This window comes from Streptomyces sp. XH2, assembly GCF_049725035.1.
Lineage (GTDB): Bacteria > Actinomycetota > Actinomycetes > Streptomycetales > Streptomycetaceae > Streptomyces > Streptomyces roseoverticillatus.
In genome coordinates, this window is sequence record NZ_JBMMMZ010000009.1 from 241,901 (window position 1) to 266,065 (window position 24,165).

The following is a 24,165-nucleotide window of genomic DNA, read 5'->3' on the forward strand; positions in this document are numbered from 1 at the left end:
CGCGGCCGTCAGGGATGGATCTGCCCGGCACCCGGCAGCAGGGTGCCGGGCTCCGCCGGGGCGACCTCCACCGCCTCGGTCTTGAGGCTGCGCCGCTGCCGCTTCGCGACCCAGGTCGCCAGCCACGAGAGGAGCATGCACATGCCGATGTAGATCGGGGAGATGATCATGACGACGGGGATGAACGGCAGCCCGTAGTCCAGGTTGCTGGCGATCAGCTTGCCGGCGTGCAGGAACTCCTCGTAGGTGATCAGGAAGCCGAGCGAGGTGTCCTTGAGCGCCACCACGAGCTGGCTGATGATCGTCGGCAGCATGGCGCGGAGCGCCTGCGGGACCAGCACGTGGCCCATCACCTGCGTCTTGCGCATCCCGAGCGCGTACGCCGCCTCCCGCTGGCCGCGGTCGACGGAGTTCACCCCGCTGCGGAAGACCTCCGCGAGCACCGAGCCGTTGTAGAGGGTGAGCCCGGTGACGAGGGCCGGCAGCGGCTGCACCTTGAGGGCGACGAAGACGAAGAAGATCATGACCAGGACCGGCATCGCCCGGAAGAACTCCACGAAGAGCGTGGCGGTCCAGCGCAGGATCCGGTGGTCGGAGAGCCGGCCCGCGGCGAGCAGCCCGCCGAGGGCGAGGGAGAGCACGGCGGCGTAGGCGAAGGCCTTGAGCGTGTTGCCGAGGCCGCGCAGCAGCATCTCCTGGATGCCCTCGTAGACGAACGGCCGCCACTTCTCGGCGGTGAACTGGTTGGTGTCGAAGAGCAGGTAGAGCACCCAGGCGACGATCCCCAGGATCACGACGGTGGCGGCGAGGCCGTAGACCAGGTGGCGCCGCCGGGCCCGGGGCCCCGGGATGTCGTAGAGCGCGGTGTCGGTCATCGGGGCACTCCCCAGCGCTTCTCCAGCACGTTGAAGATCGCGCTGATGGACAGGGTCACGATCAGATAGCCGACGGCGATCCAGACGAAGGTCCAGACGATGCTGTAGCCGAGCTCGTTGAGCGGCTTGTACGTGCCGAGGAGCTCGGTCACGCTGAAGGACCCGGCGATCGCGGAGTTCTTGGCGAGGGCGATCAGGGTGGAGCCGACCGGCGGGATGACGGAGCGGAAGGCCTGCGGCAGCACGACCAGGCTCAGGGTCTGCCCGAAGGTCATGCCCAGGCTGCGGGCCGCCTCGCCCTGTCCCGCCGGCACGGTGTTGATGCCCGAGCGCACCGCCTCGCAGATGAAGGCCGAGGTGTAGCAGCCCAGGGCGAGGACGGCGAACAGCTGGAAGGGCAGCACGATGCCGAACCGCGGCAGGCCCAGCAGCACCGCGAAGAACAGCAGCGTGAGCGGGGTGTTGCGCAGCACCGTCACCCACACCGTGCCGAAGACCCGCAGGGAGCCGACCGGGGCGACGCGGAAGGAGGCCATGAGGAAGCCCAGGGCGAGGGCGAGCAGCGAGGCGTAGACGGTGAGTTCGACCGTGCCGAGCAGTCCCTTGCCGTAGAGGGAGAGGTTGTCGGTGAGCACGTTCATCGCGGGGCTCCTCAGCTCGCCGGGTAGCGGTCGACGGCGGGCGGCTTCGGGGCCGGCACGCCGGAGAGGCCGAGCGTCGCGTCGTACGCCTTCTTCCAGTCGCCGTTCTTCTCGTGCGCCTCGACGGCGTCGTCCAGGGCGAAACGGAGGGCGTTGTCGCCGCGGGGGACGCCGATGCCGTAGGGCTCCTTCGAGAAGGGCTTGCCGGCGATCTTCAGCTCGTCGGGGGCCTTGGCGGCGAAGCCCATGAGGATGGTGTCGTCGGTGGTCACGGCGTCGACCTGGAGGCTGAGGAGGTTGTCCACGCAGACCGAGTAGGTGTCGTAGGCGACCGGGATCGCCTTGGGGTACTCGCGCTCGATGCGCTGCAGCGGGGTGGAGCCGGCGGCCGAGCAGACCCGTTTGCCGGCCAGGTCCTGGGGGCCGTTGATGTCCTTCTCGTCGGTGCGGACGAGCAGGGACTGCCCGGCGATGAAGTAGGGCCCGGCGAAGCCGACCTGCTTCTTGCGCAGGGCGTTGATGGTGTACGTGCCGACGTAGTAGTCGATCTGGCCGTTCTGGAGGGCGGTTTCGCGGTTCGCGGAGGCGATCGTGCGGAAGCGGATGGTCTTGGGGTCGAAGCCGAGGGAGGCGGACATCATGCGGGCGATCTCGATGTCGTAGCCGGAGTAGACGCCGGTGGCGGGGTCCTTCTCGCCCATGTAGGGCTGGTCCTCCTTGGCGCCGACGACGAGGTGGCCGCGGGCCTTGGCGGCCCGCCAGGTGGGCGAGTCGGCCAGCTGGAAGCCCTTGTCGACCTGGTAGACGGGCAGGGCCTCGGGCTTGGGGCCCTTGACGGGCGGGCTGCCGGACTTGCCGCAGGCCGCCAGCGCGGCGAGGGCGGCGAGGGCCAGGCAGGCCGGGCCGACGGCGCGACGCCCCCCGGCACGGGCCCGCGGACGCCGCGTCCCGCGGTCCGCCGCGCGGGCGGCGGCGCGGCCCTGCCGGACACCGGGCCGGTCCGGCTCCCCGCGCCCGTTCAGGTGCCGGTTCCCATGCCGGTTCATGTGCGCAGCACTCCCCGCTCAATGCTTGAGGATCTTGGAGAGGAAGTCCTTGGCGCGCTCGCTCCGCGGCGCGGTGAAGAACTCCTCGGGGGCACGGTCCTCGACGATGCGGCCGTCGGCCATGAAGACGACGCGGTTCGCGGCGGAGCGGGCGAAGCCCATCTCGTGGGTGACGACGACCATCGTCATGCCGTCCCGCGCGAGCTGCTGCATGACCTCCAGCACCTCGTTGATCATCTCCGGGTCGAGCGCGGAGGTCGGCTCGTCGAAGAGGAGGGCCTTGGGCTCCATCGCGAGGGCGCGGGCGATGGCCACGCGCTGCTGCTGGCCGCCGGAGAGCTGGGCCGGGTACTTGTCCGCGTGCGCGAGCAGGCCGACGCGCTCCAGCAGCTCGCGCGAGCGCCGGTCCGCCTCCTCCCTGGACCGCTTGCGGACCTTGAGCGGCGCCAGGGAGACGTTGGCGAGGACGGTCTTGTGGGCGAAGAGGTTGAAGGACTGGAAGACCATCCCGACCTCGGCCCGCAGCTTGGCGAGCTCGCGCCCCTCGTCGGGCAGCGGGTGCCCGTCGAGGAGGATCGTGCCGGACTCGACGGGCTCCAGACGGTTGATGGCGCGGCACAGGGTGGACTTCCCGGAGCCGGAGGGGCCGATGACGACGACCACCTCGCCGCGGCCGACGGTGAGGTTGATGTCCTTCAGGACGTGCAGCTCGCCGTAATGCTTGTTGACATCACGCATTTCGATCAGGGGATCGACGGCCATACCCAGTCCCGCCCACTCTCCGCGCTCTTCCGGTCCACGCTCGCCATCCGGGCAAACTATTCCCCTCCATAGGGGACTTCAGCCATGACACGCATTCATATGGGCATTCGTGGCACATTGCCCGCCATTTGCCCTAGGTACACAGACCGGGCCTGGGTACCTAGCCTGAGGGGGACGGACCGGGGGAACTCGGGGGAAGACCTCGGGGGAAAGGAGCCGGGGGTGGGCGACAGCAGGCCCGTCTACCAGCGCATCGCGGACGATCTGCGCCGGCGGATCGACGAGGGCGGGCTCGCCGTGGGCGAGCGCATCCCCTCCCGCTCCGAGCTCAAGCGCACCTACGCGGCGAGCGACCAGACCGTGGACCGGGCGGTGCGCGTGCTGAAGGCCGCCGGCTACGCGGAGGGCCAGTTCGGCCGCGGCGTCTTCGTCACCGACCGGGCGCCGCTCGGCAGCCTGCTCCGGTCCACCGGGGCCGTCGACACCCCCTTCGCCGCCCAGATCCGGGGGTACGGGCCGCCGCCCCGCCCGCGCCAGGGCGAGCAGTCCGGCCGGCAGCCCCCGCCCGACGGCGGCACGGGCCGCAACACCACTCTTACGTGGGAAGCCTCGTCCACCGAAACCGCCGCCCCCGAGCGGATCGCCCAGCGGCTGCACATCGGCGCGGGCACGCGCGTGCTCTGCACGCAGTACGAATACCTGGCCAACCGCCACCCCGTGCAGCTCGCCACGAGCTGGGAGCCGCTCGCCATCACCGAGGGCACCGACGTCGTCCTGCCCGAGCGCGGGCCCTACGCCCGGCGCGGGGTGCGCGGGCGGCTCGCGGCCATCGGGATCCGCGTCGTGCGGGCCCGGGAGCTGGTCGGCTCCCGGCCCGCCAGCACACCGGAGGCCGAGGCGCTGGGCTGCGCCGCGGGCAGCTGCGTCACGGTCATCGAGCGCACCCACTTCGACGGCGACGGCCGCGCCGTGGAGACCTCCGACATCGTCGTCCGCGCGGACCGCTGGAGAGTGGAGTACGACATCGCGTTCACCAGCTGAGCGGCCCGGGCGTCAGCTCTCGGCGAGCTCCGCGTACAGCTGCGAGAGCTCCGGCGCGCCGTCGGCCGCCCACGCCTGCCCCGCCTCGACCACGTCGACCTCGCGGCCGTTGGCGAGCCGCACCACCGGCTGGCCGTCGGAGCGGATCCACCACCCCGCGTCCCGGACCGTACGGATGACGACCGTGCCCAGGTAGAGGCCCGCGTCGTTGCCGAGCCAGGGCACCAGTTCCGGGTCGTCGCGCCAGCGCGGCTGCAGCTGGTCCAGGGCCTCCAGGGAGGCGGGCGAGTCGTCGAGCACCACTCCCGCGGACTGTGCGTGCGCGCGCAGCAGTTCGCACTCGGACAGCAGCTCCGCGAGCCCCTCCGGGTCCCGGTCGACCGCGCTCGACGGCGCCGCCCCGTTCCCCGGGCCGTGTCGCTTTCGCCAACTGTCCAAGAAGGGAATGTTCATACCAACAGGATCGCACTCGCACGGATGGCCCCACCACAGGCGCGCGGCGCCCGGCGTGACCGGATGGCCTCCTTGACGTTGCCCATACGTCTCCTTAGCTTCATGCAGCCACGTACCGAGCGGGGAACCGAGGGAGGCATGAGACGCATGCTCCGAACAGAGAAGCCGGGCGGTGGACGGCACAGACGGTGGACGGCGGCGCGGGCGGCGGCCCGGGCCGCCGCGGGGGGGCACGCCGGCGCCCCGTGGGCCGGCGCGGCCGCAAACACCCCGGCGCTCGCCGCCGGCGGGCAATCCGGCGCGCTGCCCGGCAGAGAGCCGCTCCCCTTGGAGCGGCTCTTCGACAGCAGGGCGGTCAGCGACGACGCCCGCCCCGGCGCGGCCGACTTCGACGGGGCGGGCAACTCCCTCTCCGCCCAGGACCTCGCGGCCGCCGGCTGGACGCCCGGCCGCGAACTCGCCTTCGACGGCGCCCGGCTGCACTGGCCCCGGCCGGCCGCCGGCCGGCCCGACAACGTCCGCGCCGCGGGGCAGGCCGTCCGGCTCGGCGGCCGCGGCGAAGCCCTCGCCTTCCTCGTCGCCGCGACGGCGAAGGGCGCGCCCGGCGGCGACGCCACGGGTACGGGCACGGTCCGCTACCGCGACGGCTCGCGCAGCACGTACCGGCTGACGGCACCGGACTGGCGCCGCGGCCCCCTGACGACGAAGGCCGTCGGCCTGCCCCACCTCAACACGCCCGGCGGGCGGCGCTCCGGGACCACCCGGCTGTACGCGGTCTCCGTGCCGGTCGCGCCCGGCCGCGAAGTCGACTCGGTGGTGCTGCCGCAGGACCCCGGGCCGGACAGCGACCTGCACGTGTTCTCCCTCGCGCTGCGCGGCGGCTCCCGCGGCTGGACCGGCACCTGGGCCGCGCCCGTCTCCGGCTACGCGGCCGTCGGGCCGTGGACGGACCGCACGCTGCGGCTGGTCGTGCACAGCAGCACGGGCGGGCCCGCGACGCGGATCCGGCTGGAGAACACCTTCGCGCCCCGCCCGGTGCGCATCGGCCACGCCACGATCGCCCTGCAGGCCAAGGGCGCGGCCGCGGCCGGCGCACCCCGGGCCCTGGCGTTCGGCGGGCAGCCGGGCACGGTGATCCCCGCCGGCGCGCAGGCCTTCAGCGACCCGCTGGGCTTCCGGGTGCCCGCGGGCACCAATCTGCTCGTGAGCATCCACCTGCCCGGCAAGGTGTCCGCGGTGCCCGTGCACAGCTACACCAGCCAGGTCTCCTACCTGACCGGCGACGGCGGCGGCGACCGGACGGGCGAGCGCGGCGCGGGCGCGTACACCGGCACGCTCTCCACCTGGCCGCTGCTGACGGGCGTGGACGTGGAGGGCGGGCCCGGGTCCGTGGTCACGCTGGGCGACTCGATCACCGACGGCGAGCGGTCCACGCCCGGCGCCAACGGCCGCTGGCCCGACCTGCTGGCGCGGCGGCTGCAGGCGCAGCACTCCCTGCCGCGGTTCGGGATCCTCAACCACGGCATCTCCGGCAACCGCGTGGTGACCGACCGCTATCCGGGCGACGGGACCAGCACCATCATGAGCGGCGTCAGCGCGCAGCACCGCCTGGAGCGGGACGTGCTGGCACAGACCTCGGCCCGTACGGTCATCGTCTTCGAGGGCGTCAACGACATCCGGTCCGGGACGTCGGCCGCGCAGGTCATCGCCGGCCTGGAGGACATCGCGGCGCGCGCCCACGAGCGCGGGATGCGGGTCGTCGCCGCGACGATCGCGCCATGCGGCGGCTTCTACGACTGCACGGCGGACGCCGAGGCCCGGCGCACCGCCATCAACCGGCAGATCCGGATGGGCGGCAGCACGGGCCGCGCCTACGACGCCGTGTTCGACTTCGACGCGGCGATCCGGGACCCGCAGCAGCCCGACCGCATGCTGCCGGCGTACGACGACGGCGACCACCTGCACCCCAACGACGCGGGGATGAAGGCCTTCAGCGACGCGATCGACCTGCGCGAGCTGGTCTGACCGCGCCGCCCGGCACTCCGGGGCGCTCTCCTTCCGGGGCGCCCCGGCTCACACCTCCAGGTCGACGACGACCGGGGCGTGGTCCGAGGCGCCCTTGCCCTTGCGCTCCTCGCGGTCCACGTACGCGTCCTGCTTCGCCTTCACGAACGGGGTGTTGCCGTAGACGAGGTCGATGCGCATGCCCCGGTTCTTGGGGAAGCACAGCTGGCGGTAGTCCCAGTACGTGTACGGGTGGTCGTACTTCAGCGGGCGCGGCACGACGTCGGACAGGCCGAGGTCGCGCAGGGCGCCGAGGGCCGCCCGCTCGGCCGGGGTGACGTGCGTGGCGCCCTCGAAGACGGCCGGGTCGTAGACGTCGTCGTCGGTCGGCGCGATGTTGTAGTCGCCGAGGACCGCGAACGGGCGCTCGCCCTCCGCGTCCGCCGCGACGGCGTCCCGCAGGGCCTCCAGCCAGCGGAGCTTGTAGGCGTAGTGGTCGTGGCCGACCTCGCGGCCGTTGGGCACGTAGACCGACCAGACGCGGACGCCCCCGCACGTCGCCGAGATCGCGCGGGGCTCCTGCCCGCCGTCGTAGTCCGGCCCGCCCGGCAGGCCGCTCACCACGTCCTCGAGGCCCACCCGGGAGATCACCGCCACGCCGTTCCACCGGCCGGTGGCGTTGACCGCCGCCTCGTAGCCCAGCTCGCGCAGCTCCGCGTACGGGAAGGCGTCGTCGGCACACTTCGTCTCCTGTATGCAGAGCACGTCCGTGCCGCTGCTCTCCAGCCAGGCCAGCAGCCTCGGGAGACGGGCGGTGATCGAGTTCACGTTCCAGGTGGCGATGCGCATGCGGCAACCCTAACGGCCGGGTCCGACAATCCCGGCGCTCAGAGGGTGACGGCCTCCCCGGGCGCCAGCCGGGTGTGCTCCGCGCCGACCCGGGCCGGCGTCAGCATCCGGTCGTAGACCGGCCGCGCGAGGTCGGTGAGCAGCGCGTCGTGGACGTCGATCGCCAGGCGCGGCGCGAGCTCCCGCACGTAGTCGATGACCTCCGAGATCTTGTTCCAGGGCGCCATGACCGGCAGCATCAGCGTGTCCACCGGCACGCCCGGCAGCGTCAGCGCGTCACCCGGGTGGAAGACCGAACCGTCCACGAGGTAGCCCACGTTCGTGATCCGCGGGATGTCCGGGTGGATCACCGCATGCAGCTGCCCGTGCACCTGCACGTCGAAGCCCGCCGCCGTGAACGCGTCCCCCTCCCCCACGATGTGCACCCGGCCCGGGAAGGCCGGGGCGATCTGCTCGGCGACGCTGCGCAGCGTCCACAGCTCCGCGGCCGGGTTCGCGTCGAGCGCCGCCCGCAGGCGGTCCTCCGCGAAGTGGTCCGGGTGCTCGTGGGTCACGAGGATCGCGTCGGCGCCGACGGCCGCGTCCTCCTCGCTGAAGGCGCCCGGGTCGATGGCGAGCGTGCGGCCGTCCTTCTCCAGGAGGACGCACGCGTGGCTCTTCTTGGTCAGCTTCAGGTTCGGCTTCTCCATGGCCCCATACTGCTACGCCCTCGGGCCCGCCTCCTCGGCGATGACACGCTGCGCGACGGCGAAGGCGGCGCCCGCGGCGGGCAGGCCGCAGTAGACCGCCGCGTGGAGCAGCGTCTCCTTGATCTCGTCCGGGCCGGCGCCGCTGCGGAGGGCCGCTCGGGTGTACGGGGCGATGTCGTCGTAATGGCCGCGGGCCGTGAGGGCGGTCAGGGTGAGCAGGGCCCGGGTGCGGCGGTCCAGCCCGGGGCGGGCCCAGGTCCCGCCCCACGCGGAGCGGGTCACGAGGTCGTGGAAGTCGGCGGTGAACGCGTCCCGGTCCGCTTCGGCCCGGTCCGCGGCCTCGTCGCCGAGGACGTCGCGCCGGATGCGCCCGCCGCGGTCGAGGGCGTCGGACTCGGCGTCCAGGTCCGCGGGCGGCGGCCCGAAGCGGCCGAACGGCCCGGCCGCGCCGGGCTCTGCCGCGGCGGCCGGTTCCGCCGCCGGCAGCCCGGCGGCTCCGAAGGCGTGCGCTCCGGAGCCGGGCGGCGGCCCGGGGTTGATCCGCACCGTGTCCGGCACCCCGGGGTCCGAGGGGATCCGCGCGCCGTCCGGGGCTCCCGTGCCGGGAGTGATCCGGACGGTGTCCGAGCCCCTCGCGCCGGGGGCGGCGCCGCGCGCGGCTGCGAAGGCGGCACCACCGGCACCGCCCGGGCCGGGCATGCCGGAACCTGGAACGGCGGGGCCCGAAGTGTCCGCGCCCGGGCCGGCAGAACCGGGCGTGCCGGGCGTGCCGGGCGTGCCGGGACCGTAGCCCGGGGTCCCGAAGGCCTGCGGGCCCGTGCCGGAGACGGAGGACCCGGCGGGACCGGGCCCATTGGCCGCACCGGAACCCGGCGCTCCGAACGCCTGCGGGCCCGTGCCGGAGACGGAGGACCCCGCGGGGCCGGGCGCGCCGGCCGGGCCGGAGCCCGGGGCGAAGGCGCCGAAGCCGTCGCCGGTACGGCCGGAGTCCGGGCCGGTCACGGCGGCGCCGCCCGGCACGGCGGGGCCGGAGCCCGGGGCACCGAAACCGCCGCCGGACGCCGCGCCCGGGGTGCCGAAGCCGGCGCCGGGGCCGGAGCCCGCGCCTTCAGGGCCCGGGGCCGGGGTGCCGGCCGGGCCGGGTATGCCGGAGCCGGGTGTCGTGGCGGAGACGGGGCCGGCGCCCGGGGCCGGTCCGGAGGCCGGTCCGCCGGTGCCGCCCGGCGGGGTACCGAAATCCGGTCCCGGCATGCCGGATCCCGGCGCCCCGAAGCCCGAGCCGGGCGCGCCGAAGCCGCCCCGGGCCGGGCCGGTGCCGCCCGGGTGCGCGATACCGCCCGCACCGGCAGCGGCTCCGGAGGACGTCACTCCGGAGCCGGCCGTGCCGGGCCCGTCGGCCCCGAAGCCCGCACCGGCGGACCCCGCGTCGGGCAGGCCGGGCCCCGCGCCGGCGGCGCCCGGGCCCGTCGGGCCGTCCGCGCCGGCGGGGGCGGAGGCTCCGGGAAGCACCGGCATCCCCTGCTGCGTCGACAGCTGCCAGGCCGTCGTGAAGTGGCGGACCAGCAGGTCCGTCACCGCTGCCGGCTGTTCGACCGGGGTGAGGTGGGACGCGCCCGGGACGACTGCCAGCTTCGCGTCGTGGATGCCCGCGACGAGGACCCGTGCGTCCGCGGGCGGCGTGGTCGTGTCCTCGGCGCCGACGATGACCAGCGCCGGGACGCTGATCCGGGTCAGCTCGGCACGGACGTCGAACGCGGCGAGCGCGTCGCACGCGGCGACGTACGCGTACGTGTCGGTGGTGCCGACCATCTGGACGGCCCAGTCGACGATGGCCGGCTGGGCGCCGGAGAAGTTCGCGGTGAACCAGCGCTCGGGCGCGGAGCGGGCGACCGGGTCGAGGCCCTCCCGGCGCACGGTCTCGCCGCGCTGCCGCCAGGAGTCGGGCGTGCCGTAGCGGGGGGAGGCGGCGATGAGGGCGAGGGAGGCGAGCCGGTGCGGGTGGCGGAGGGCGAGGTCGATGCCGATGGCGGCGCTCAGGGAGCAGCCGGCGTAGCCGAAGCGGTCGACGCCGAGCGAGTCGAGGGTGGCGACGAGCCGGTCGCCGAGGTCATCGACGGAGGCGGCGGGCGCGGCGGGGGCGCCGCCGTGTCCGGGCAGGTCGAAGCGGACCACCCGCCAGTGCCGGGTCAGCTCGGGGATCTGGCGGTCCCACATGTGCCAGGTGGTGCCCAGTGCGGGGCCCAGAACAAGGACCGGGGCGTCTTCCGGCCCGTCACAGCGGTATTGCAGGGTTTCGGCCTTCGTCTCACTCACCTGCCAACGCTCCCACATCCCGCAAATCCTCACCGTCCGGGGTCGGGACGCTCGCCGGACCGCCGCCGGGCTTCCGTCACCGGACGCGGTCCTCCCCGCTCACACGGCGCGGCCTGCGCGCACGCCGCTGCCGTGTTCCAGTGCTTCGGCGAAGCTCAGCCAGCGATCTCCGCACAGCCTGGCGGCCTGGGCGATGTCGGCGTACCGGTGTGCCGGTACCGCTCTCATCAGCCACCGCCACCTCTCGTCGTCGAGCTCGTTCGCCACGAGCAGCTGCAGCAGCACCCGGCCCGCCTCGGAGAAGCGCAGCGAGGGGTCCCTGCGCAGGTTCGCGAACTGCCCGGTGGCCTGGATCACGACGGGCTCCGGCTGCTCGCGGGCACCACGATCGGCTTCTTCCGCCCGCACCTGGCCGCGCGCCGCGCGCCTGCCCGGCGCATCGGCGCGTTGCACGGCGTTCCGCAGCTTGGGCGGCACCGGGTCCTTGCCTTCACGGATGCGCTGCCGGACGTCCCTGGCGGTTGCCGGAGCGATCCCCGCCTCCTGGGCGATCTCACGCAAGGAAGCATCCGGGCGTGCCGCGATGACCTGGACGGCGCGGCGCCTGCCGACCGCGCTGTCGACCGGCCGGGAGCGCCCGTCGCGTCCGGTCCGCGCCTTTCCCTGGTCGATCTGGGCGGTGGAGCCGCTCCGCAGCGAGGCGACCGTGCCCGGTGAAAGACCGGTCACTTCGGCAATGCGCCGGTCCGACCAGTGGGCATGGCTGCGGATGATGCGCTCGGCCGCCGCGACCCGGTCCCGGCGCGACAGCGGCATGCCGTGTTCGGCGTTGAGCCGGACGGCCAGGACGAACGCGTCCTCAGCCGAGCCGTCCACGTACTGAACCTCGACGGATTCCTCTCCCCGCAGCACCGCCGCCTGCACCCGGTGCATGCCGTCAACAATCCGCATGGTCGGTCTGTGAACGACAATGGGGGGCAGTGGAGTCTGTGCGCCGGCCAGCATCTCGGCATGCTCCGCACTCCCCCCTGCCGTTCTCGGAGAGTCTGACGCTACCAATGAGCTGATCGGGATCAACTCCGTGACTGGCTGCGGAGATGGGTCCGGCGCTTGCAGCCTGGTCCCGTCCACCGTTGCCGCGTCGAGCATCAACGCCTCCTCAGGCATCGTCGGTTCGGGGGGTTCGGTGCGGGCTGACGCTACCAAGAAAAATACCGACCGTACTGCTTTGCAGTCGGATCCAGAGCCGGGTGCCGTCAGCGACGTACGCAGAGAACGTGGTGCGGGATCACCATCCGCGCTGAGCCACGGAGGGTCAACACGTCCATGACCACGAACGGCCGCGGGTGACGCGCCCCTCAAGGAACCCATGATTCCGTCTTCGCGAAGGCCCGGCCGCCGAACTCACCGGCGATGCCGGCCCACCGGCAGCCGGCACCGCGACCACGCCGACTTCCCCGGATAAACCATTCTTGACACCCATTCAGGGCCCGTGGCCATCATGGGGCCCCATTCACCGCATTACCTTCCGCGGAGATTTCATGCCGAAGGACAGAGAGGTACGCATGCCGGGTGGACTCGTTGAACAGCATTCCATTGACGTCATTCCCGATGACAAGCGGCACGGCAGGCCGTCCGGCCTGTTCTTCCTCTGGTTCGCCGCCAACCTGCAAATCAGCGCGGTCGTCACGGGATCGCTTGCCGTGGTGTTCGGGCTCGACGCGCTGTGGTCCTTGGTGGCGCTCCTGTCCGGGAATCTTCTGGGCGGAGCGGTCATGGCGCTGCACGCCGCCCAGGGGCCGCGGCTCGGGCTACCGCAAATGATCTCTTCCCGAGCCCAGCTCGGGGTGCGGGGCGCAGTGGTCCCGCTGGTCTTCTCGATCGTGATGTACATCGGGTTCTTCGCGAGCGGCAGCGTGCTCGCCGGGCAGGCGGTGGGGCACCTCGCGCACACGGGCGAGGCCACCGGCATCGTGGTCTTCGCTCTCGCCACCGCGGTGACGGCCGCGATCGGCTACCGGCTGATCCACCGCGTCGGCAAAGTCGCGGCGGTGGTCGGCGCCGCCGCCTTTCTCTACCTCGGCGCGGAGATGGCGCGCACCGCGCCGCTGGGATCGATACTCGGGGAGCATCACTTCTCGGCACCGCTGTTCCTGCTCGCGATGTCCCTTTCCGCCTCGTGGCAGCTGGGATTCGGCCCGTACGTCGCGGACTCCTCCCGCTACCTGCCGCGCGACGTTTCCCCGCGCGCGGTGTTCTCGGCGACGATGGGCGGCAGTGTGCTCGGCGCGCAATGGTCGATGGGATTCGGGGCGCTGGCAGCGGCATGGCATGGCGGCCGGGAGGGGGACGAGGTCGGCGGCATCGTCGGAATGGGCGGCTCAGCAACCCTCACCCTATTGCTGTACTTTGCCATCGCTTTTGGGAAATTGACGGTCAATGTACTCAACACCTACGGCGGCTTCATGTCCATCGTCACCGGGGTCAGCGGATTCCGCCGGATCGGCCCGGTCGGCCCCCGTGCCCGGAGCCTCTACGTCGGCGGCATCATGCTCGCGGGAACGGCACTCGCGCTCTTCGGCCGAGGCCACTTCCTGGAGTCGTTCTCGACCTTCCTGCTGTGCCTGCTGACCTTCCTCACGCCGTGGAGCGCCATCAACCTGGTCGACTTCTACCTGTTGTCCGAGAAGCGGTACGACGTCGAGGCGCTGGCCGACCCCCACGGCCGCTACGGCGCCTGGAACGTACGGGCCCTGACGACGTACGCGGTCGGCATCCTCGTCCAGCTGCCGTTCATGTCCAACGAGCTGTACACCGGGCCGCTCGTCGCCCGGCTCGGCGGCGCGGATGTTTCGTGGATCGTGGGCCTGGTCCTGCCGGCGCTCATGTACTGGCTGCTCGCCGACCGGGGCCGGGGCGCCGCCCCCGGGGAGAGTGACGGCGCCCTGGAGTCCGGTGGGCCGGTCCCCGCCGGGATCAGGCGTCGGTAGGCGTGTACCGGGTGCGCAGCCAGGCGGCGAGCACGGTCAGGGGCACCGCCGTGACGGCGGCGAGGGCGAACAGCTCTTGGTAGTGCCCGTGCTCGGTGAGCGGGCCACCGAGCGCCGAGCCGATCGAGCTGCCGACGAACAGCGCGGACACGAACAGCGCGACAGCGGTGCCGCGGGCCGCGGGCACCAAGGTGGTGGCCCAGGTCTGGAGTGACGAGTGGAAGAAGGACCAGCCGCCTCCCAGCAGGATCGCGGCCACCCCGATCCCCACCACGGACGGGCTGAGGGAAGCGACCAGGAAACCACCGGCCATCATCACGCCGCCCGCGGCCAGCAGCGACCACGGCGGGCGCATCGCCACCCGCTTGAGGAGCCGTGAGAAGACCAGGGTGCCGACCCCGTAGAGGGCGGTCACCCCGCCCGCGCCCAGTGTGCCGACCCCCCGGTCCTGAAGGGCCGGGGCCAGGAAGGTGAAGCAGCCCAGCAGCACGGCACCCTCGACCAGGCCGAAGAACATGACCACCCAGGACCACCGCAGGCGCAGCACCGAGGCGAGCTGCTCGCCGGGGCGGCGCAGGGTGGACGCGGACTGGGATTCGGACAGACCGCGCGTGGCGGCCACCGTGATCGCCGCCAGCACTCCGGAAAGCGCGAGCATCGCTCGCCAGCTGAGCAGTTCGGACACCCCGCCGGCCACCAAGGTGGCCGCCGCGGTGCCGATGGCGAGAGCCACCTGCAGGTCCGACAAGGCTCGCTGGCGGACGGCGGGGGGAACGGTGTCCCCGACGTACGTCAGGGACGTGGGTACGACCGCCCCGAAGAAGGCTCCGGTGGCGATCCGCAGGACCACGAGCACGGACAGGTTCGGGGCGGCCGCGCTCGCCAGCCCGCACACCGCCGCGGCACCGAGCGAGAAGCGGATGACGCGTATGCGCCCGTAGCGGTCGGACAGCATGCCCCACAGCGGCTGGGCGCACCCGTACGCGAAGAAGTAGCCGCTCGCGACCAGCACGACCTGGTCGAGCCGCATGTGGAATCCGGCGGCGACGGCCACCAGGAGGGGCGTGATCGCGAAGCGGTCGAAGTTGCTGAGGAAGCAGGCCACGGTGAGGACCGGTGGCACACGGCCGGCTGCGGGCGGCAGCGGTGCCGGGCCGGCCTGCGCGCTCGGCGGCGGTTCGGGGCCGGTCGTGCCGGGCCGTGTCTCTTGGGGCATCCCAGGGCCTTTCTGCGACGCGCGGATACTGGTGGCTCCAGCCTCGGTCCGGCACCGGGCAGGAGCCAGGAGACAAAAAGTCCTAGCATCAGCGCTCCCCGCTTCGGGTGGCACCGGCCGGGGGTACCGGGGATACCTTTGATCCTGGATCTTGAGAGGGGATTCCCCGAGCCACCGCCCCTGAGTCACCGCCCCTCGTGGCGCGTTGCGATTGCGGACAGGAGAAGAGAAGGCCATGTTCGACGACCTCGAGCTCTCATCGTTGACCCGTCGCCCGGGAGTGAAGTGGAGCCGGGCCGAGCCGGGCGTGCTTCCGGCGTGGATAGCGGAGATGGACTTCCCGCCGGCCCCTGCCGTGCGGGAGGCCCTCATGCGGTGTGTGGAGGAGGACCTGGGATACCCCTCGTGGGACGGGCGCCCCGAGCAGGGCCCCCTGCGGGCCGCTTTCGCCGAGCGCATGCGCGAGCGCTACGGCTGGGTGCTCGACCCCGGTCACGTAAGGGAGTTCACCGACATCAACCAGGGCCTCCAGGCTGTCCTGCAGGCCGTCACCCGCACCGGCGACGGCGTCGCCGTGCACACGCCGACGTATCCGCCCTTCCTCGCGACGGTGACGGGCATGGGGCGGCGCGTGCATTCCATCCCGTATGTCCTTCAGGACGAAGGCTGGGCCTTCGACGCCGAGCGTCTCGACGGGGAGTTGGCCGACGGCGGCTGCCGGGTGCTGCTGCTGGTCAACCCGCACAACCCCACGGGGCGCGTACTGCGCCGCCGGGAACTGGAGACCCTTGCCGAACTGGCCCGGCGCCACGATCTGCTGGTGATCTCCGACGAGATCCACTCCGACCTCGTGCACGAACCCCACCGGCACATCCCCTTCGCCTCCTTGTCGCCCGAAGCGGCCGCGAGAACGGTGACCCTGACCTCTGCGACCAAGGCGTTCAACGTGCCGGGGGTTCGCTGCGCCGTCGCCCATGTCGGCGCGTCCGGTGTGCGGGCGGCACTGTCGTCCCCGACTCATCTGTACGGCGAGCCCAACACCTTCGGCGTGGCAGCCACCTTGGCGGCCTGGCGGGACGGCGACTCCTGGCTGTCACGGCTGCGGCCGGTCCTGGAGCGGAACGCGGCACTGGTGCGAGCAGAGCTGCCCGAGCGCATCGGGTACTCCGTCCCGGAGGGCTCCTTCCTGGCCTGGCTGGACTGCCGCGCCCTTGATCTCGGCACCGACCCGCACACGTTCTTCCTGGAGAAGGCCCGTGTCCTCCTGAACGACGGCCGCGCCTTCGGACCCGGTGGCGAGGGCTTCGTCCGGCTCAACTTCGCCACGTCCGCGGACATCCTGCGGGCGATCCTGGGCCGGATGCGCGAGGCCGTGGGCTGACCGCGCCCTTTCGGGATCCGGCGGCCCGGACACCGGCCTAGGCCTCCAGCGGCAGCCTGCCCCAGGCCCGGGGCACGGAGTTCCCCGCCGGAAACGGCGCGCCCACCAGGTGCGGATCTACGGTCAACCGCATCACGCCCAGCGGTTCGGCCAGCGCCCGCAGCATCGGCTCGGCGAGTTCGACGCAGGCGTGGCCGTCGCCCAGCGCCGTGGCCAGCCGTGCCCGCGACGTGAAGCCGACGACGGTGCGGCCGCCCGGCGCGGCCTGGAAGATCCTGATCAGGTAGCCGCGCGGCCGCGGCCGTACCGGAACGAACAGCCGTCCGACGGGGGTGTACTGGGCCCCGACGCCTTGCCTGGGTTCCATGGATTCCTCCGTGAGGGTTGTTCGGCGGCCCGGGAGGGGCCGACGACTCGTGCTCCGTGCACTCGCGTCACCATGAAGCGGTCAGCCGGACGCGTTCGGCCGCGTACTGCCCGGCCGGTGCGCTCAGCGGCACACCGGGATGGGCGGCCAGCCTCTCCGCGGCGACGCGCAACGCCAACGGCAGCCCCCCGCACTGCGCCACCAGATGTGCGGTGAGCGCTTCCTGCGCCTCGAGTCGTCCCCCGCTGAGATCGGCCAGCAGACGCGCCGACTCCTCGTCGTCCAACGGCCCGATCGTGACCAGGTGCGCACCGTCCCGCGCCGCAAGCCCGCTGAGGCGCTGCCGGCTCGTCGCCAGGACGCAGGAAGAGCCCCGGGGAATCAGCGGCCGCAGCTGATCGGCGCCGTACGCGTCGTCGAGCACCACCAGCATCTTCTGGCCGTGCAGCAGGCTGCGGTAAAGGGTGGCGCGGGCGGCCGGGCCCGCGGGTATCCGGGAGCTGTCCACCCCCAGGCTGACCAGGACCTGTCCCAAGGCGTCCCCGGCACTCACCGCCCGGCCTTCCGGTCCGCTGCCGCGGAGGTCCACATAGAGCTGGCCGTCGGGGAAACGGTCGACGAGCCGATGCGCCAACTGCAGGACGAACGCCGTCTTCCCCGCGCCGGCCGGGCCGTCGACCACCGCCACCGGTGTCGTCGCGCCACCCCGCGCGCTCTCCCCGCTCACCACTTCTTCCAGCCACGCCAGCTCCTTGGCCCGCCCCACGAACCCGCGTGCGGAGGAGGGGAGTTGTACCGGCTTGGGTGTGTCCCGGAACGCGGACCGCCGGCCCGCGAGCGGTACGGGTGCGGTGTCCGTGCCGGGCAGGCGCGGCTCCGGACGTCCGGACAGGATCTGGTGGTAGAGGTCGCGCAGGTCGGCGCCGGGCTCGATGCCCAGATCCCTGCGCAGCAGCTCCCGGGTCTCCTCGTACACCCGCAGGGCGTGGGCCTGTCGTCCACCCCGGTAGAGCGCTACGATCAGGAGCCAGCGCAATTTCTCCCGCAGCGGCTCCTCGGTCACCGCACCGGTCAGATCGGGAACCAGATCGGCATGCCGTCCGACCGACAGCATGTCGAGGGCCCACTCCTCAAGGGCAGTAAGCCGCAGGTCCCGCAGTCGCGCGCGTTCCATCAGGGCGAACGGCCCGGGGACTCCGTGGAGCGCCTCGCCCTGCCAGAACGACAGGGCCTTCTCGTACAGCCGCAGTTTCACCTCGGTGTTGACCTCGCCCCGCGACTTCCGCGCCTCGCCCAGGCACTGGACGAAGAGCTTGGCGTCCACGTCCGCGGGGTCCAGCCGCAGGCAGTACCCACCGGATTCGGACGTGAGCACCGCCCCCGCCGCTCTCCTGCCGCGGCCGGGCTCCAACGCCCGGCGCAGGCCGGCTACATACGTGTGCACGCCGTTGGCGGCGGTCTGCGGTGCGACACCGCCCCATACGGCGTCCACGATGTTCTCGACGCCCACGACATCACCGGCGCGGCTCGCGAGCAGGGCCAGCACGGCGCGCTGCTTGGGCGGGCCCAGCGCCACCTCCATCCCGTTCCGCCAGGCGCGCACCGGCCCTAGGAGCCGTATGTGCAGCGATGCTCCCGCGGTTGCCATGGGTGATTCGCCTCCTGAAGTACTTTTCCGTCCGCTCCTCCATCGGCTCCCCATGCCGGCGGCAGCCTCCGGAGAGGAATGATCTGCGTGAACAAGAAGAAGGGAAGGCACCGTCACGCGCCGGAACCGTGACAGCGGCTCAAAAGACGGCCCTGCGCGGGCGCCGCACGATAACGCACCGGAGATAGGGGATGGCTGCACGGTTGCGCTTACTCACCCGAGCCGAATCCCGTTCAGAGAGGGGGAGTCAGCGGATCAACCTGTCCGACAGCTGCTGAACGTGCGCCTGCCTCCCATTACATGGAAGGATACGCGAAAATTACCAGTAATGCCGCTGCGGCTCAATCACCATTCCGCTGAGGCGGCCTTCCGCAACAGCGGGGGCGCCGCGGCGCGTTCGGTTCCCGCAATGCAGTGATGCCGGGCCGTGCGCGGGCCCGTGAGGGTGTGCAAGTGCCCACTCTGGGCAGTTGAACACGCGCCGCCGTGCCTCTGCGGCACCGGGGCCGGAGGCGGCGGGCCGGCGACTGCTAACTTGTGCTGATGGCAGCCACGACACGTTCCAGCGACTCCGGCCGCCGTACGCTCGGGGCCTTCGTGCGATCGCGACGCGAGCGCCTGTCCCCCGAGGACGTGGGGATCCCCGACTCATCGCGCCGCCGCACTCCCGGGCTGCGCCGCGAGGAGGTGGCCGCACTCTCCGGGGTGAGCCTCAGCTGGTACACGTGGCTGGAGCAGGGGCGGGACATCAAGGTCTCCCGCCAGGTCCTCGCCTCGCTCTCGCGGGCCCTCAAGCTCTCCGCGCCGGAGATCCGGCACCTGTACCGGCTCGGGGACGAACTCCCCCCGGACCTCGGGAAGGCGCACAGCTGCCCCGGCGCGGACGACCGGCTCGACGCCATGCTGCAGGCGCTGGAGCCCAATCCGGCGGTACTGCTGGACCACCACTGGGACGTCCTGGCGTGGAACCGGGCCGAAGCAGGCCTCTTCACGGACTTCGGTGCGCTGCCCGTCGAACGGCGCAACACGCTCTGGGTCATCTTCGGCTGGGAACCCGCGCGTTCCCTGATGACGGACTGGGAGGCCCAGGCCGGCCAGGTGCTCGCCCAGTTCCGCATGCGTGCCGACGAACAATTCGGCGATGCCCGCTTCACGGAAATAGTGGCCGATCTGCTGGCCCACGCGCCGGACTTCGCCCGCTTCTGGCAACGGCACGAGGTGGCCGACTACCGGGCCGTTCACAAGCACTTCACGCACCCGCGGGCAGGGCGGCTCGCGCTGCGCCAGTCGAAGCTGATCGCCGCGGACGACCCCCGTATCCACCTGCTGGCCCGCTTCCCGGCCGACGAGCGGACGAAGGACGCTCTCCCGCTGCTGGTGGAGTGAGGGGCGCACGCCGCCGTCCACCCGGATCCCGCACAGCGTCCGGAACCGCGCCGGCCCCCACGACCGGGTGCGGTCGAAGGGGCCGGTGCGAGAACGGGGGTCACTGCTCGTGCAGGAACTCCCGGATCGGGTAGCCGACGTGACGCTGGTCGGTGAGCGCGTAGCCGAGGATGACGTCACCCGGCTTCAGCTCGGTGATGTTGTGGACGCTGCCGCCGGGGCCGAGCACGCGCACGTGCCAGTCGTCCTGGGCGATCACGTTCACCTTGCCGCCCGAAGGCGACTCCGCCTCGATCAGGAGCATCGGGCGGCTCTCCATCTTGATGCGGCCGACCACGATGCGGCGCGTGTTGCCATCGGTGTCCACGGCCAGCAGCTCGGAGCCGGAGCGCAGTTCGGCGAGGTAGCGCGTCCGGTTGGCCGGCGTGAGGCTGTAGGAGTGCAGCGCGGCCGCGTTCACCCGGAAGGGGCGGGTCGGCATGTACGGCAGCGGGTGCGTCTCACTGCTCACCAGGATCATGCCGGTGGCGTGCGAGCCGACCAGGATGCCCTCGTTCTGCTTGAAGTGGGAGCAGGTGTCGACGCACACCCGGTCTCCCAGGCCCACGTGGGCGAGCCTGGTCACCGTCAGCTCCTCCAGCTTGAGCTGCTCGGTGCCTTCCTGGCAGATCTCGGTGAGCGTGGTCGCCTCACCCACGGCGGCGGGCTTGAGCAGCACGCCCTCGGGGCCGCGCTCCAGCACGGTGAGCGTGATCTCGGCGTCCTCCAGGTCGGTGACGATCGTGATCAGGTTCCCCTCGGCCTTGTCCGTGGCACCGAGCAGGATCTCCAGCGGGATCTTGCTGGGGTCCTGCTGGAACTCCACCACGGTCCAGGGCGCCGTGGACGCGACCGTGCAGGCCACGTTCAGCGACTCCTCGCCGGTGACGGTGACGAAGACGCCCTTCTCCGCGCCGGCCGACGCGGGCTCGTACTGACCGGCCAGGGTGTGGTCGACGATCAGCAGGTCAACGGTCTGCGCCAGCTTCTCGGCCGCGGCCTGCGGGGTGTCCGGGAGGATCAGGCCGATCTTGCGCTTGGTCGGCGGGATCGTGGCCAGCAGTTCCGGGTCATCGGAGACGAACCCGTCCACGCCGATGTGCACGGCCTCCTCGATCACGGGGGCGGTGAGGTCCTTCAGCCCGCGGACGTCGATCCAGGTGAGCTTCACTGCGACTCCTCAGTAGTCATGTCGGTCAGGTCTGGGAAGGTGCGGGATGAGCGGCCGCGAGCGTCCGGTCGGGGCGGGCGGGGTCTCCGCCGCCGGTGGGGTCGACGGCCGGCAGATGCAGGGCGTCGGCGACCCGGCGCACGGCGCCGGCGACATCGGGCGAGGCCCAGACGTTGCGCCCCATGGCGACGCCGAGCGCGCCGGAGGCCACCACCTCGCCGACGGTCCGGGTCAGCTGCCGGCCACCCACCGGGGCACCGCCCGCGGTGATGATGCCGATCGGGCAACTGCGCACCACCTCGGCCATCGTGGCCGGTGAGCCGGTGTAGGGCACCTTCGCGATGTCGGCACCGAGGTCAGCCGCAAGGTTCGCGGCATGCGCCACCAGATCGGGGTCGGTCGGGTCGGTCACCCGGGGCCCGCGCGGATAGATCATGGCGATGAGCGGCAGGCCCCAGCGGGAGCAGCCGTCGGCGGCCCTGGCCAGGTCGCCCAGTTGCTCGGCTTCGGTGTCGGAGCCCATGTTGATGTGGATGCTGACCGCGTCGGCCCCCAGCTCCAGCGCTTCCTCGACCTCGGCGAGCCGGACCTTGGCGTTGGCGTCGGGGGCGTGCCGCGTGATGCCGTTCAGGTGGAGCACCAGGGCCGTGTCGCGCAACACCTCGGCCGGCAGGAACCGCATGCGGCCCTTGTGGACCAGCAGGGCGTCGCCGCCGTTGCGGGACACCGCGAGGGCGATGTCGCGGAAGGCCGGGGCAGAGGCGATCGGGCCGTCGGCGACCGAGTGGTCAAGAGGCACCACGAAGGTCCGGCCGGACACCGGATTGATGAGGCGGCTCAGCCGCAGGCTTTTTCCCGGAGAATGATGGACCAATTCCATGGCGATTCCTCTCACACCGGACGCGGCCACCCTGGCGCAGCCCGGTCGTTCCACGGAAGCAGATGGATGGGAGAGAACGTCCCGGAACTGCGGCGGATGGCCTGATCAACGGGACTCGCCCTTATCGAAGTGGCAAGGGTTCACGCATGTCAAGTGACCGCCCATAGCGGAATATTGAGCTCCGAGACGTGTGATTGACACGAGGCCCGGCGAACGTATCGTTGACCCCTGTCGAATCGCGCCGCACCAGCCGCGGTTCCCCTTCCCCCGGTGACGGGAAAGTCGTAGTAACACTTCCGCTTTCGACGCCGGCGGCCCTTTTTGCCGCCGATTTGATATCGATTCGCGCGCGATGCCCTCTGATACCTCAGGAGAGCTCCATGAGTAATTTTCCGCAGAACTATTGGTATGTCGCTGCCTGGAGCAAGGAAGTGGGAAGAAAGCTCCTCAGCCGGACGATCTGCGGCGAGCCGATCGTGTTCTACCGGACCCGCGACGGACAGCCCGTGGCCCTGGCGGACCGCTGCGTGCACCGCCGGTACCCGCTGTCGCTGGGCCGGCTCCAGGACGATTCCATCGAGTGCGGCTACCACGGCTTCGTCTTCGACTGCTCCGGTGCCTGCACCTTCGTGCCCGGCCAGGACCGCATTCCGCGCACCGCGCGGGTACCGCGCTATCAGCTGGTGGAGCGGGACAAGTGGATCTGGATCTGGATCGGCGACCAGAGCAAGGCGGACCCGGGCCTGGTGCCGGACGCACACTGGCTGGACGACCCCGCGTGGGCCTCGGTCGAGGACATGGCGCACTCGCCGTTCCGGTACGGCCTGCTGATGGACAACCTCATGGACCTGTCCCATGAGACGTACCTGCACGCGGGTCTGATCGGTACGCCCGAGATCGCCCGGACACCGTTCACCACGCAGGTCGACGACGTGAACAACCGGGTGACGTTCTCACGTCACATGGAAGCCGTGGAATGCCCGCCCTTCTACGAGAAGACCACCGGGTACACCACGCCGATCGACCGCTGGCAGGACGTGGCGTTCCAGCCGCCCGCGTTCTGGGTGAACAACGTGCGGGTAGCGCCGCAGGGAACGCCGGTCGGCCCGAACGGGGACGAGGGCGGTGCTCACGTGAAGATCCTGCACGGGCTCACTCCGGAGACCGAGAACAGCACGTGGGACTTCTGGGCCGTGGTCCGCGACTTCGCGCTGGACGACGACTCCGTCAGCCAGGCGCTGCTGACGATGAATCAGGAAGTGGTGCAGCAGGACCTGGACGCCCTGACCGTGCTCGAGAAGGTCGTGGCCAGCGAGCCGCCGGGGACGCAGGAACTGAGCGTCGCGATCGACGCGGGCGGCCTGGCCGCGCGCGAGATGCTCCGCAAGATCACCCCGTAACGGTCCGCAAGAAGCCCCGGAGGACGGAAGACATGGCCGGCGACACGTTCGAGGTCCTGGTCCGCGAGCGGACCGAACTCGCGGCGGGCGTAATCGGTCTGGAGCTCGTGGCCCCCGACGGCGGCGCACTGCCTCCTGCGGAGCCCGGCGCCCACATCGACCTCATACTGCCCTCAGGGCTCGTACGCCAGTTCTCTTTGTGCGGCGCCCCCGACGACCGGGCCGGCACCTGGCGCATCGCCGTCCTGCGCGAGCCGGGCGGCCGCGGCGGGTCGGTGGAGGTGCACGACGAGGTCGCCGCGGACATGCGGCTGCGCGCCGCCGGACCGCGCAACCGCTTCCCGTTGCTGCCCGCCGACGACCTGCTGTTCATCGCGGGCGGCATCGGCATCACCCCGTTGCTGCCGATGCTCGCCGAGGCCGAACGCAGAGGCAGCCGATGGCATCTGGTCTACGGCGGCCGGACCCGGGCGTCCATGGCGTTTCTCACCGAACTCGCACGCTACGGGGACCGGGTCACGGTCGTTCCGCAGGACGAGTACGGGCTCCTCGACCTCGACGGGGTGCTGTCCGGGGCACCGGCGGGCGGACGGGTCTACTGCTGCGGTCCCGAGCCGCTGCTCCAGGCGGTGCGGGAGCGATGTGACGCACTGCCGCAGGTCACACTGCACACCGAGCGGTTCTCCGCCGCGGCCCGCGACGCCGTCCCCGAGGGGACGGACACGAGCTTCGAAGCCGTACTGGAGCGCAGCGGCAAGACGGTCCTGGTGCCCGCCGGGACCTCGGTGCTGAAGGCGCTGCGCAACGCCGGTGTGGCCGTGCTGGCCTCCTGCGAGGAGGGCACCTGCGGCACCTGCGAAACCACCGTGCTGCAAGGGACGCCGGAGCACCGGGACAGCCTCCTCACACCGGATGAGCATGCCGCCGGCGACCTGATGCTCATCTGCGTCTCCCGCTCCCGCGGCCCCCGCCTGGTCCTCGATCTCTGACACCCGCCCGAGCCCCCGCCCCCGG

Annotated in this window: 21 protein-coding genes; 7 read left to right on the forward strand and 14 right to left on the reverse strand. The window is 72.0% G+C overall.

Translation table 11 applies throughout. The annotated features are described in order from the left end of the window. Positions 1-8 precede the first annotated feature (8 nt). The 4 genes from ACOTKD_RS20095 to ACOTKD_RS20110 are packed head-to-tail and all read right to left on the reverse strand — an operon-like array spanning position 9 to position 3,324. On the reverse strand, positions 9-875 hold the full coding sequence (locus ACOTKD_RS20095) for an amino acid ABC transporter permease (protein ID WP_424890347.1): 867 nt from the start codon (positions 873-875) through the stop codon (positions 9-11). Beyond that, entirely contained in the window at positions 872-1,516 is a 645-nt protein-coding gene (locus tag ACOTKD_RS20100) for an amino acid ABC transporter permease (RefSeq protein WP_424890348.1), read from the reverse strand. Before ACOTKD_RS20100 ends, ACOTKD_RS20095 begins: the two co-directional genes overlap by 4 nt. Positions 1,517-1,527: 11 nt before the next feature. Next, positions 1,528-2,562: a glutamate ABC transporter substrate-binding protein gene (locus tag ACOTKD_RS20105; protein WP_424890349.1), complete on the reverse strand. Its 1,035-nt coding sequence runs from the start codon at positions 2,560-2,562 to the stop codon at positions 1,528-1,530. Between the two features lie 18 nt (positions 2,563-2,580). Further along, the gene (locus ACOTKD_RS20110; RefSeq protein ID WP_424890350.1) at positions 2,581-3,324 is read right to left on the reverse strand and encodes an amino acid ABC transporter ATP-binding protein; all 744 of its coding nucleotides are present in this window, start codon (positions 3,322-3,324) and stop codon (positions 2,581-2,583) included. A 222-nt stretch (positions 3,325-3,546) separates the two neighbouring features. On the opposite strand from ACOTKD_RS20110, the gene ACOTKD_RS20115 reads away from it, so the two are divergent. Then, positions 3,547-4,365 (forward strand): GntR family transcriptional regulator, encoded by an 819-nt coding sequence (locus ACOTKD_RS20115; protein WP_424890351.1) that lies wholly within the window; start codon positions 3,547-3,549, stop codon positions 4,363-4,365. A 12-nt stretch (positions 4,366-4,377) separates the two neighbouring features. On the opposite strand, the gene ACOTKD_RS20120 is transcribed toward ACOTKD_RS20115, so the two are convergent. Next, on the reverse strand, positions 4,378-4,818 hold the full coding sequence (locus ACOTKD_RS20120; RefSeq protein WP_424890352.1) for a DUF6278 family protein: 441 nt from the start codon (positions 4,816-4,818) through the stop codon (positions 4,378-4,380). Positions 4,819-4,965: 147 nt separating this feature from the next. Here ACOTKD_RS20120 and ACOTKD_RS20125 point away from each other — a divergent pair, with 147 nt between their 5' ends. Next, the gene (locus ACOTKD_RS20125; protein WP_424890353.1) at positions 4,966-6,843 is read left to right on the forward strand and encodes an SGNH/GDSL hydrolase family protein; all 1,878 of its coding nucleotides are present in this window, start codon (positions 4,966-4,968) and stop codon (positions 6,841-6,843) included. Between the two features lie 48 nt (positions 6,844-6,891). Here the strand turns inward: ACOTKD_RS20125 and ACOTKD_RS20130 are convergent, their stop codons facing one another. From ACOTKD_RS20130 to ACOTKD_RS20145, 4 genes are all read right to left on the reverse strand, one after another. After that, the gene (locus ACOTKD_RS20130) at positions 6,892-7,671 is read right to left on the reverse strand and encodes an exodeoxyribonuclease III (RefSeq protein ID WP_120755697.1); all 780 of its coding nucleotides are present in this window, start codon (positions 7,669-7,671) and stop codon (positions 6,892-6,894) included. A 38-nt stretch (positions 7,672-7,709) separates the two neighbouring features. Further along, complete coding sequence (locus ACOTKD_RS20135; protein WP_424890500.1) at positions 7,710-8,345, reverse strand: MBL fold metallo-hydrolase; 636 nt, start codon at positions 8,343-8,345, stop codon at positions 7,710-7,712. A gap of 27 nt (positions 8,346-8,372) precedes the next feature. Next, complete coding sequence (locus ACOTKD_RS20140) at positions 8,373-10,673, reverse strand: alpha/beta fold hydrolase (protein ID WP_424890354.1); 2,301 nt, start codon at positions 10,671-10,673, stop codon at positions 8,373-8,375. Positions 10,674-10,772: 99 nt separating this feature from the next. Further along, a complete protein-coding gene (locus ACOTKD_RS20145; protein WP_424890355.1) occupies positions 10,773-11,678 on the reverse strand; it encodes a ParB N-terminal domain-containing protein in 906 nt (301 codons plus the stop codon). Between the two features lie 536 nt (positions 11,679-12,214). Here ACOTKD_RS20145 and ACOTKD_RS20150 point away from each other — a divergent pair. Continuing rightward, entirely contained in the window at positions 12,215-13,663 is a 1,449-nt protein-coding gene (locus ACOTKD_RS20150) for a purine-cytosine permease family protein (RefSeq protein ID WP_424890356.1), read from the forward strand. Here the strand turns inward: ACOTKD_RS20150 and ACOTKD_RS20155 are convergent. Continuing rightward, entirely contained in the window at positions 13,650-14,879 is a 1,230-nt protein-coding gene (locus tag ACOTKD_RS20155) for an MFS transporter (protein WP_424890357.1), read from the reverse strand. The genes ACOTKD_RS20150 and ACOTKD_RS20155 overlap by 14 nt on opposite strands. Before the next feature lie 235 nt (positions 14,880-15,114). On the opposite strand from ACOTKD_RS20155, the gene ACOTKD_RS20160 reads away from it, so the two are divergent. Beyond that, the gene (locus ACOTKD_RS20160; RefSeq protein ID WP_424890358.1) at positions 15,115-16,260 is read left to right on the forward strand and encodes a MalY/PatB family protein; all 1,146 of its coding nucleotides are present in this window, start codon (positions 15,115-15,117) and stop codon (positions 16,258-16,260) included. Between the two features lie 37 nt (positions 16,261-16,297). On the opposite strand, the gene ACOTKD_RS20165 is transcribed toward ACOTKD_RS20160, so the two are convergent. Next, the gene (locus ACOTKD_RS20165; RefSeq protein ID WP_424890359.1) at positions 16,298-16,627 is read right to left on the reverse strand and encodes an SAV_915 family protein; all 330 of its coding nucleotides are present in this window, start codon (positions 16,625-16,627) and stop codon (positions 16,298-16,300) included. A 67-nt stretch (positions 16,628-16,694) separates the two neighbouring features. Then, positions 16,695-18,275, reverse strand: coding sequence for a BTAD domain-containing putative transcriptional regulator (locus tag ACOTKD_RS20170; RefSeq protein ID WP_424890360.1), 1,581 nt, complete (start codon positions 18,273-18,275; stop codon positions 16,695-16,697). A 543-nt stretch (positions 18,276-18,818) separates the two neighbouring features. On the opposite strand from ACOTKD_RS20170, the gene ACOTKD_RS20175 reads away from it, so the two are divergent. Then, positions 18,819-19,661 carry a helix-turn-helix transcriptional regulator gene (locus ACOTKD_RS20175; RefSeq protein WP_424890361.1) on the forward strand — a complete coding sequence of 281 codons (843 nt, stop codon included), beginning with the start codon at positions 18,819-18,821 and terminating at the stop codon, positions 19,659-19,661. A gap of 100 nt (positions 19,662-19,761) precedes the next feature. Here the strand turns inward: ACOTKD_RS20175 and ACOTKD_RS20180 are convergent, their stop codons facing one another. Beyond that, positions 19,762-20,871 (reverse strand): 3-dehydroquinate synthase II family protein, encoded by a 1,110-nt coding sequence (locus ACOTKD_RS20180; RefSeq protein WP_424890362.1) that lies wholly within the window; start codon positions 20,869-20,871, stop codon positions 19,762-19,764. A 25-nt stretch (positions 20,872-20,896) separates the two neighbouring features. Beyond that, positions 20,897-21,751: a 2-amino-3,7-dideoxy-D-threo-hept-6-ulosonate synthase gene (locus tag ACOTKD_RS20185; protein WP_424890363.1), complete on the reverse strand. Its 855-nt coding sequence runs from the start codon at positions 21,749-21,751 to the stop codon at positions 20,897-20,899. A gap of 380 nt (positions 21,752-22,131) precedes the next feature. On the opposite strand from ACOTKD_RS20185, the gene ACOTKD_RS20190 reads away from it, so the two are divergent. Then, positions 22,132-23,151: a Rieske 2Fe-2S domain-containing protein gene (locus tag ACOTKD_RS20190; RefSeq protein WP_424890364.1), complete on the forward strand. Its 1,020-nt coding sequence runs from the start codon at positions 22,132-22,134 to the stop codon at positions 23,149-23,151. Between the two features lie 32 nt (positions 23,152-23,183). Further along, a complete protein-coding gene (locus tag ACOTKD_RS20195; RefSeq protein WP_424890365.1) occupies positions 23,184-24,140 on the forward strand; it encodes a PDR/VanB family oxidoreductase in 957 nt (318 codons plus the stop codon). Positions 24,141-24,165: the final 25 nt, after the last annotated feature.

What these genes read in the sequence shown, in the direction of transcription:
- ACOTKD_RS20095 (WP_424890347.1), bottom strand. Translation starts at nt 875, where the DNA reads ATGACCGACACCGCGCTCTACGACATCCCGGGGCCCCGGGCCCGGCGG.
- ACOTKD_RS20100 (WP_424890348.1), bottom strand. Translation starts at nt 1,516, where the DNA reads ATGAACGTGCTCACCGACAACCTCTCCCTCTACGGCAAGGGACTGCTC.
- ACOTKD_RS20105 (WP_424890349.1), bottom strand. Translation starts at nt 2,562, where the DNA reads ATGAACCGGCATGGGAACCGGCACCTGAACGGGCGCGGGGAGCCGGAC.
- ACOTKD_RS20110 (WP_424890350.1), bottom strand. Translation starts at nt 3,324, where the DNA reads ATGGCCGTCGATCCCCTGATCGAAATGCGTGATGTCAACAAGCATTAC.
- ACOTKD_RS20120 (WP_424890352.1), bottom strand. Translation starts at nt 4,818, where the DNA reads ATGAACATTCCCTTCTTGGACAGTTGGCGAAAGCGACACGGCCCGGGG.
- ACOTKD_RS20125 (WP_424890353.1), top strand. Translation starts at nt 4,966, where the DNA reads ATGCTCCGAACAGAGAAGCCGGGCGGTGGACGGCACAGACGGTGGACG.
- ACOTKD_RS20130 (WP_120755697.1), bottom strand. Translation starts at nt 7,671, where the DNA reads ATGCGCATCGCCACCTGGAACGTGAACTCGATCACCGCCCGTCTCCCG.
- ACOTKD_RS20145 (WP_424890355.1), bottom strand. Translation starts at nt 11,678, where the DNA reads ATGCTGGCCGGCGCACAGACTCCACTGCCCCCCATTGTCGTTCACAGA.
- ACOTKD_RS20150 (WP_424890356.1), top strand. Translation starts at nt 12,215, where the DNA reads ATGCCGAAGGACAGAGAGGTACGCATGCCGGGTGGACTCGTTGAACAG.
- ACOTKD_RS20155 (WP_424890357.1), bottom strand. Translation starts at nt 14,879, where the DNA reads ATGCCCCAAGAGACACGGCCCGGCACGACCGGCCCCGAACCGCCGCCG.
- ACOTKD_RS20160 (WP_424890358.1), top strand. Translation starts at nt 15,115, where the DNA reads ATGTTCGACGACCTCGAGCTCTCATCGTTGACCCGTCGCCCGGGAGTG.
- ACOTKD_RS20165 (WP_424890359.1), bottom strand. Translation starts at nt 16,627, where the DNA reads ATGGAACCCAGGCAAGGCGTCGGGGCCCAGTACACCCCCGTCGGACGG.
- ACOTKD_RS20170 (WP_424890360.1), bottom strand. Translation starts at nt 18,275, where the DNA reads ATGGCAACCGCGGGAGCATCGCTGCACATACGGCTCCTAGGGCCGGTG.
- ACOTKD_RS20175 (WP_424890361.1), top strand. Translation starts at nt 18,819, where the DNA reads ATGGCAGCCACGACACGTTCCAGCGACTCCGGCCGCCGTACGCTCGGG.
- ACOTKD_RS20185 (WP_424890363.1), bottom strand. Translation starts at nt 21,751, where the DNA reads ATGGAATTGGTCCATCATTCTCCGGGAAAAAGCCTGCGGCTGAGCCGC.
- ACOTKD_RS20190 (WP_424890364.1), top strand. Translation starts at nt 22,132, where the DNA reads ATGAGTAATTTTCCGCAGAACTATTGGTATGTCGCTGCCTGGAGCAAG.
- ACOTKD_RS20195 (WP_424890365.1), top strand. Translation starts at nt 23,184, where the DNA reads ATGGCCGGCGACACGTTCGAGGTCCTGGTCCGCGAGCGGACCGAACTC.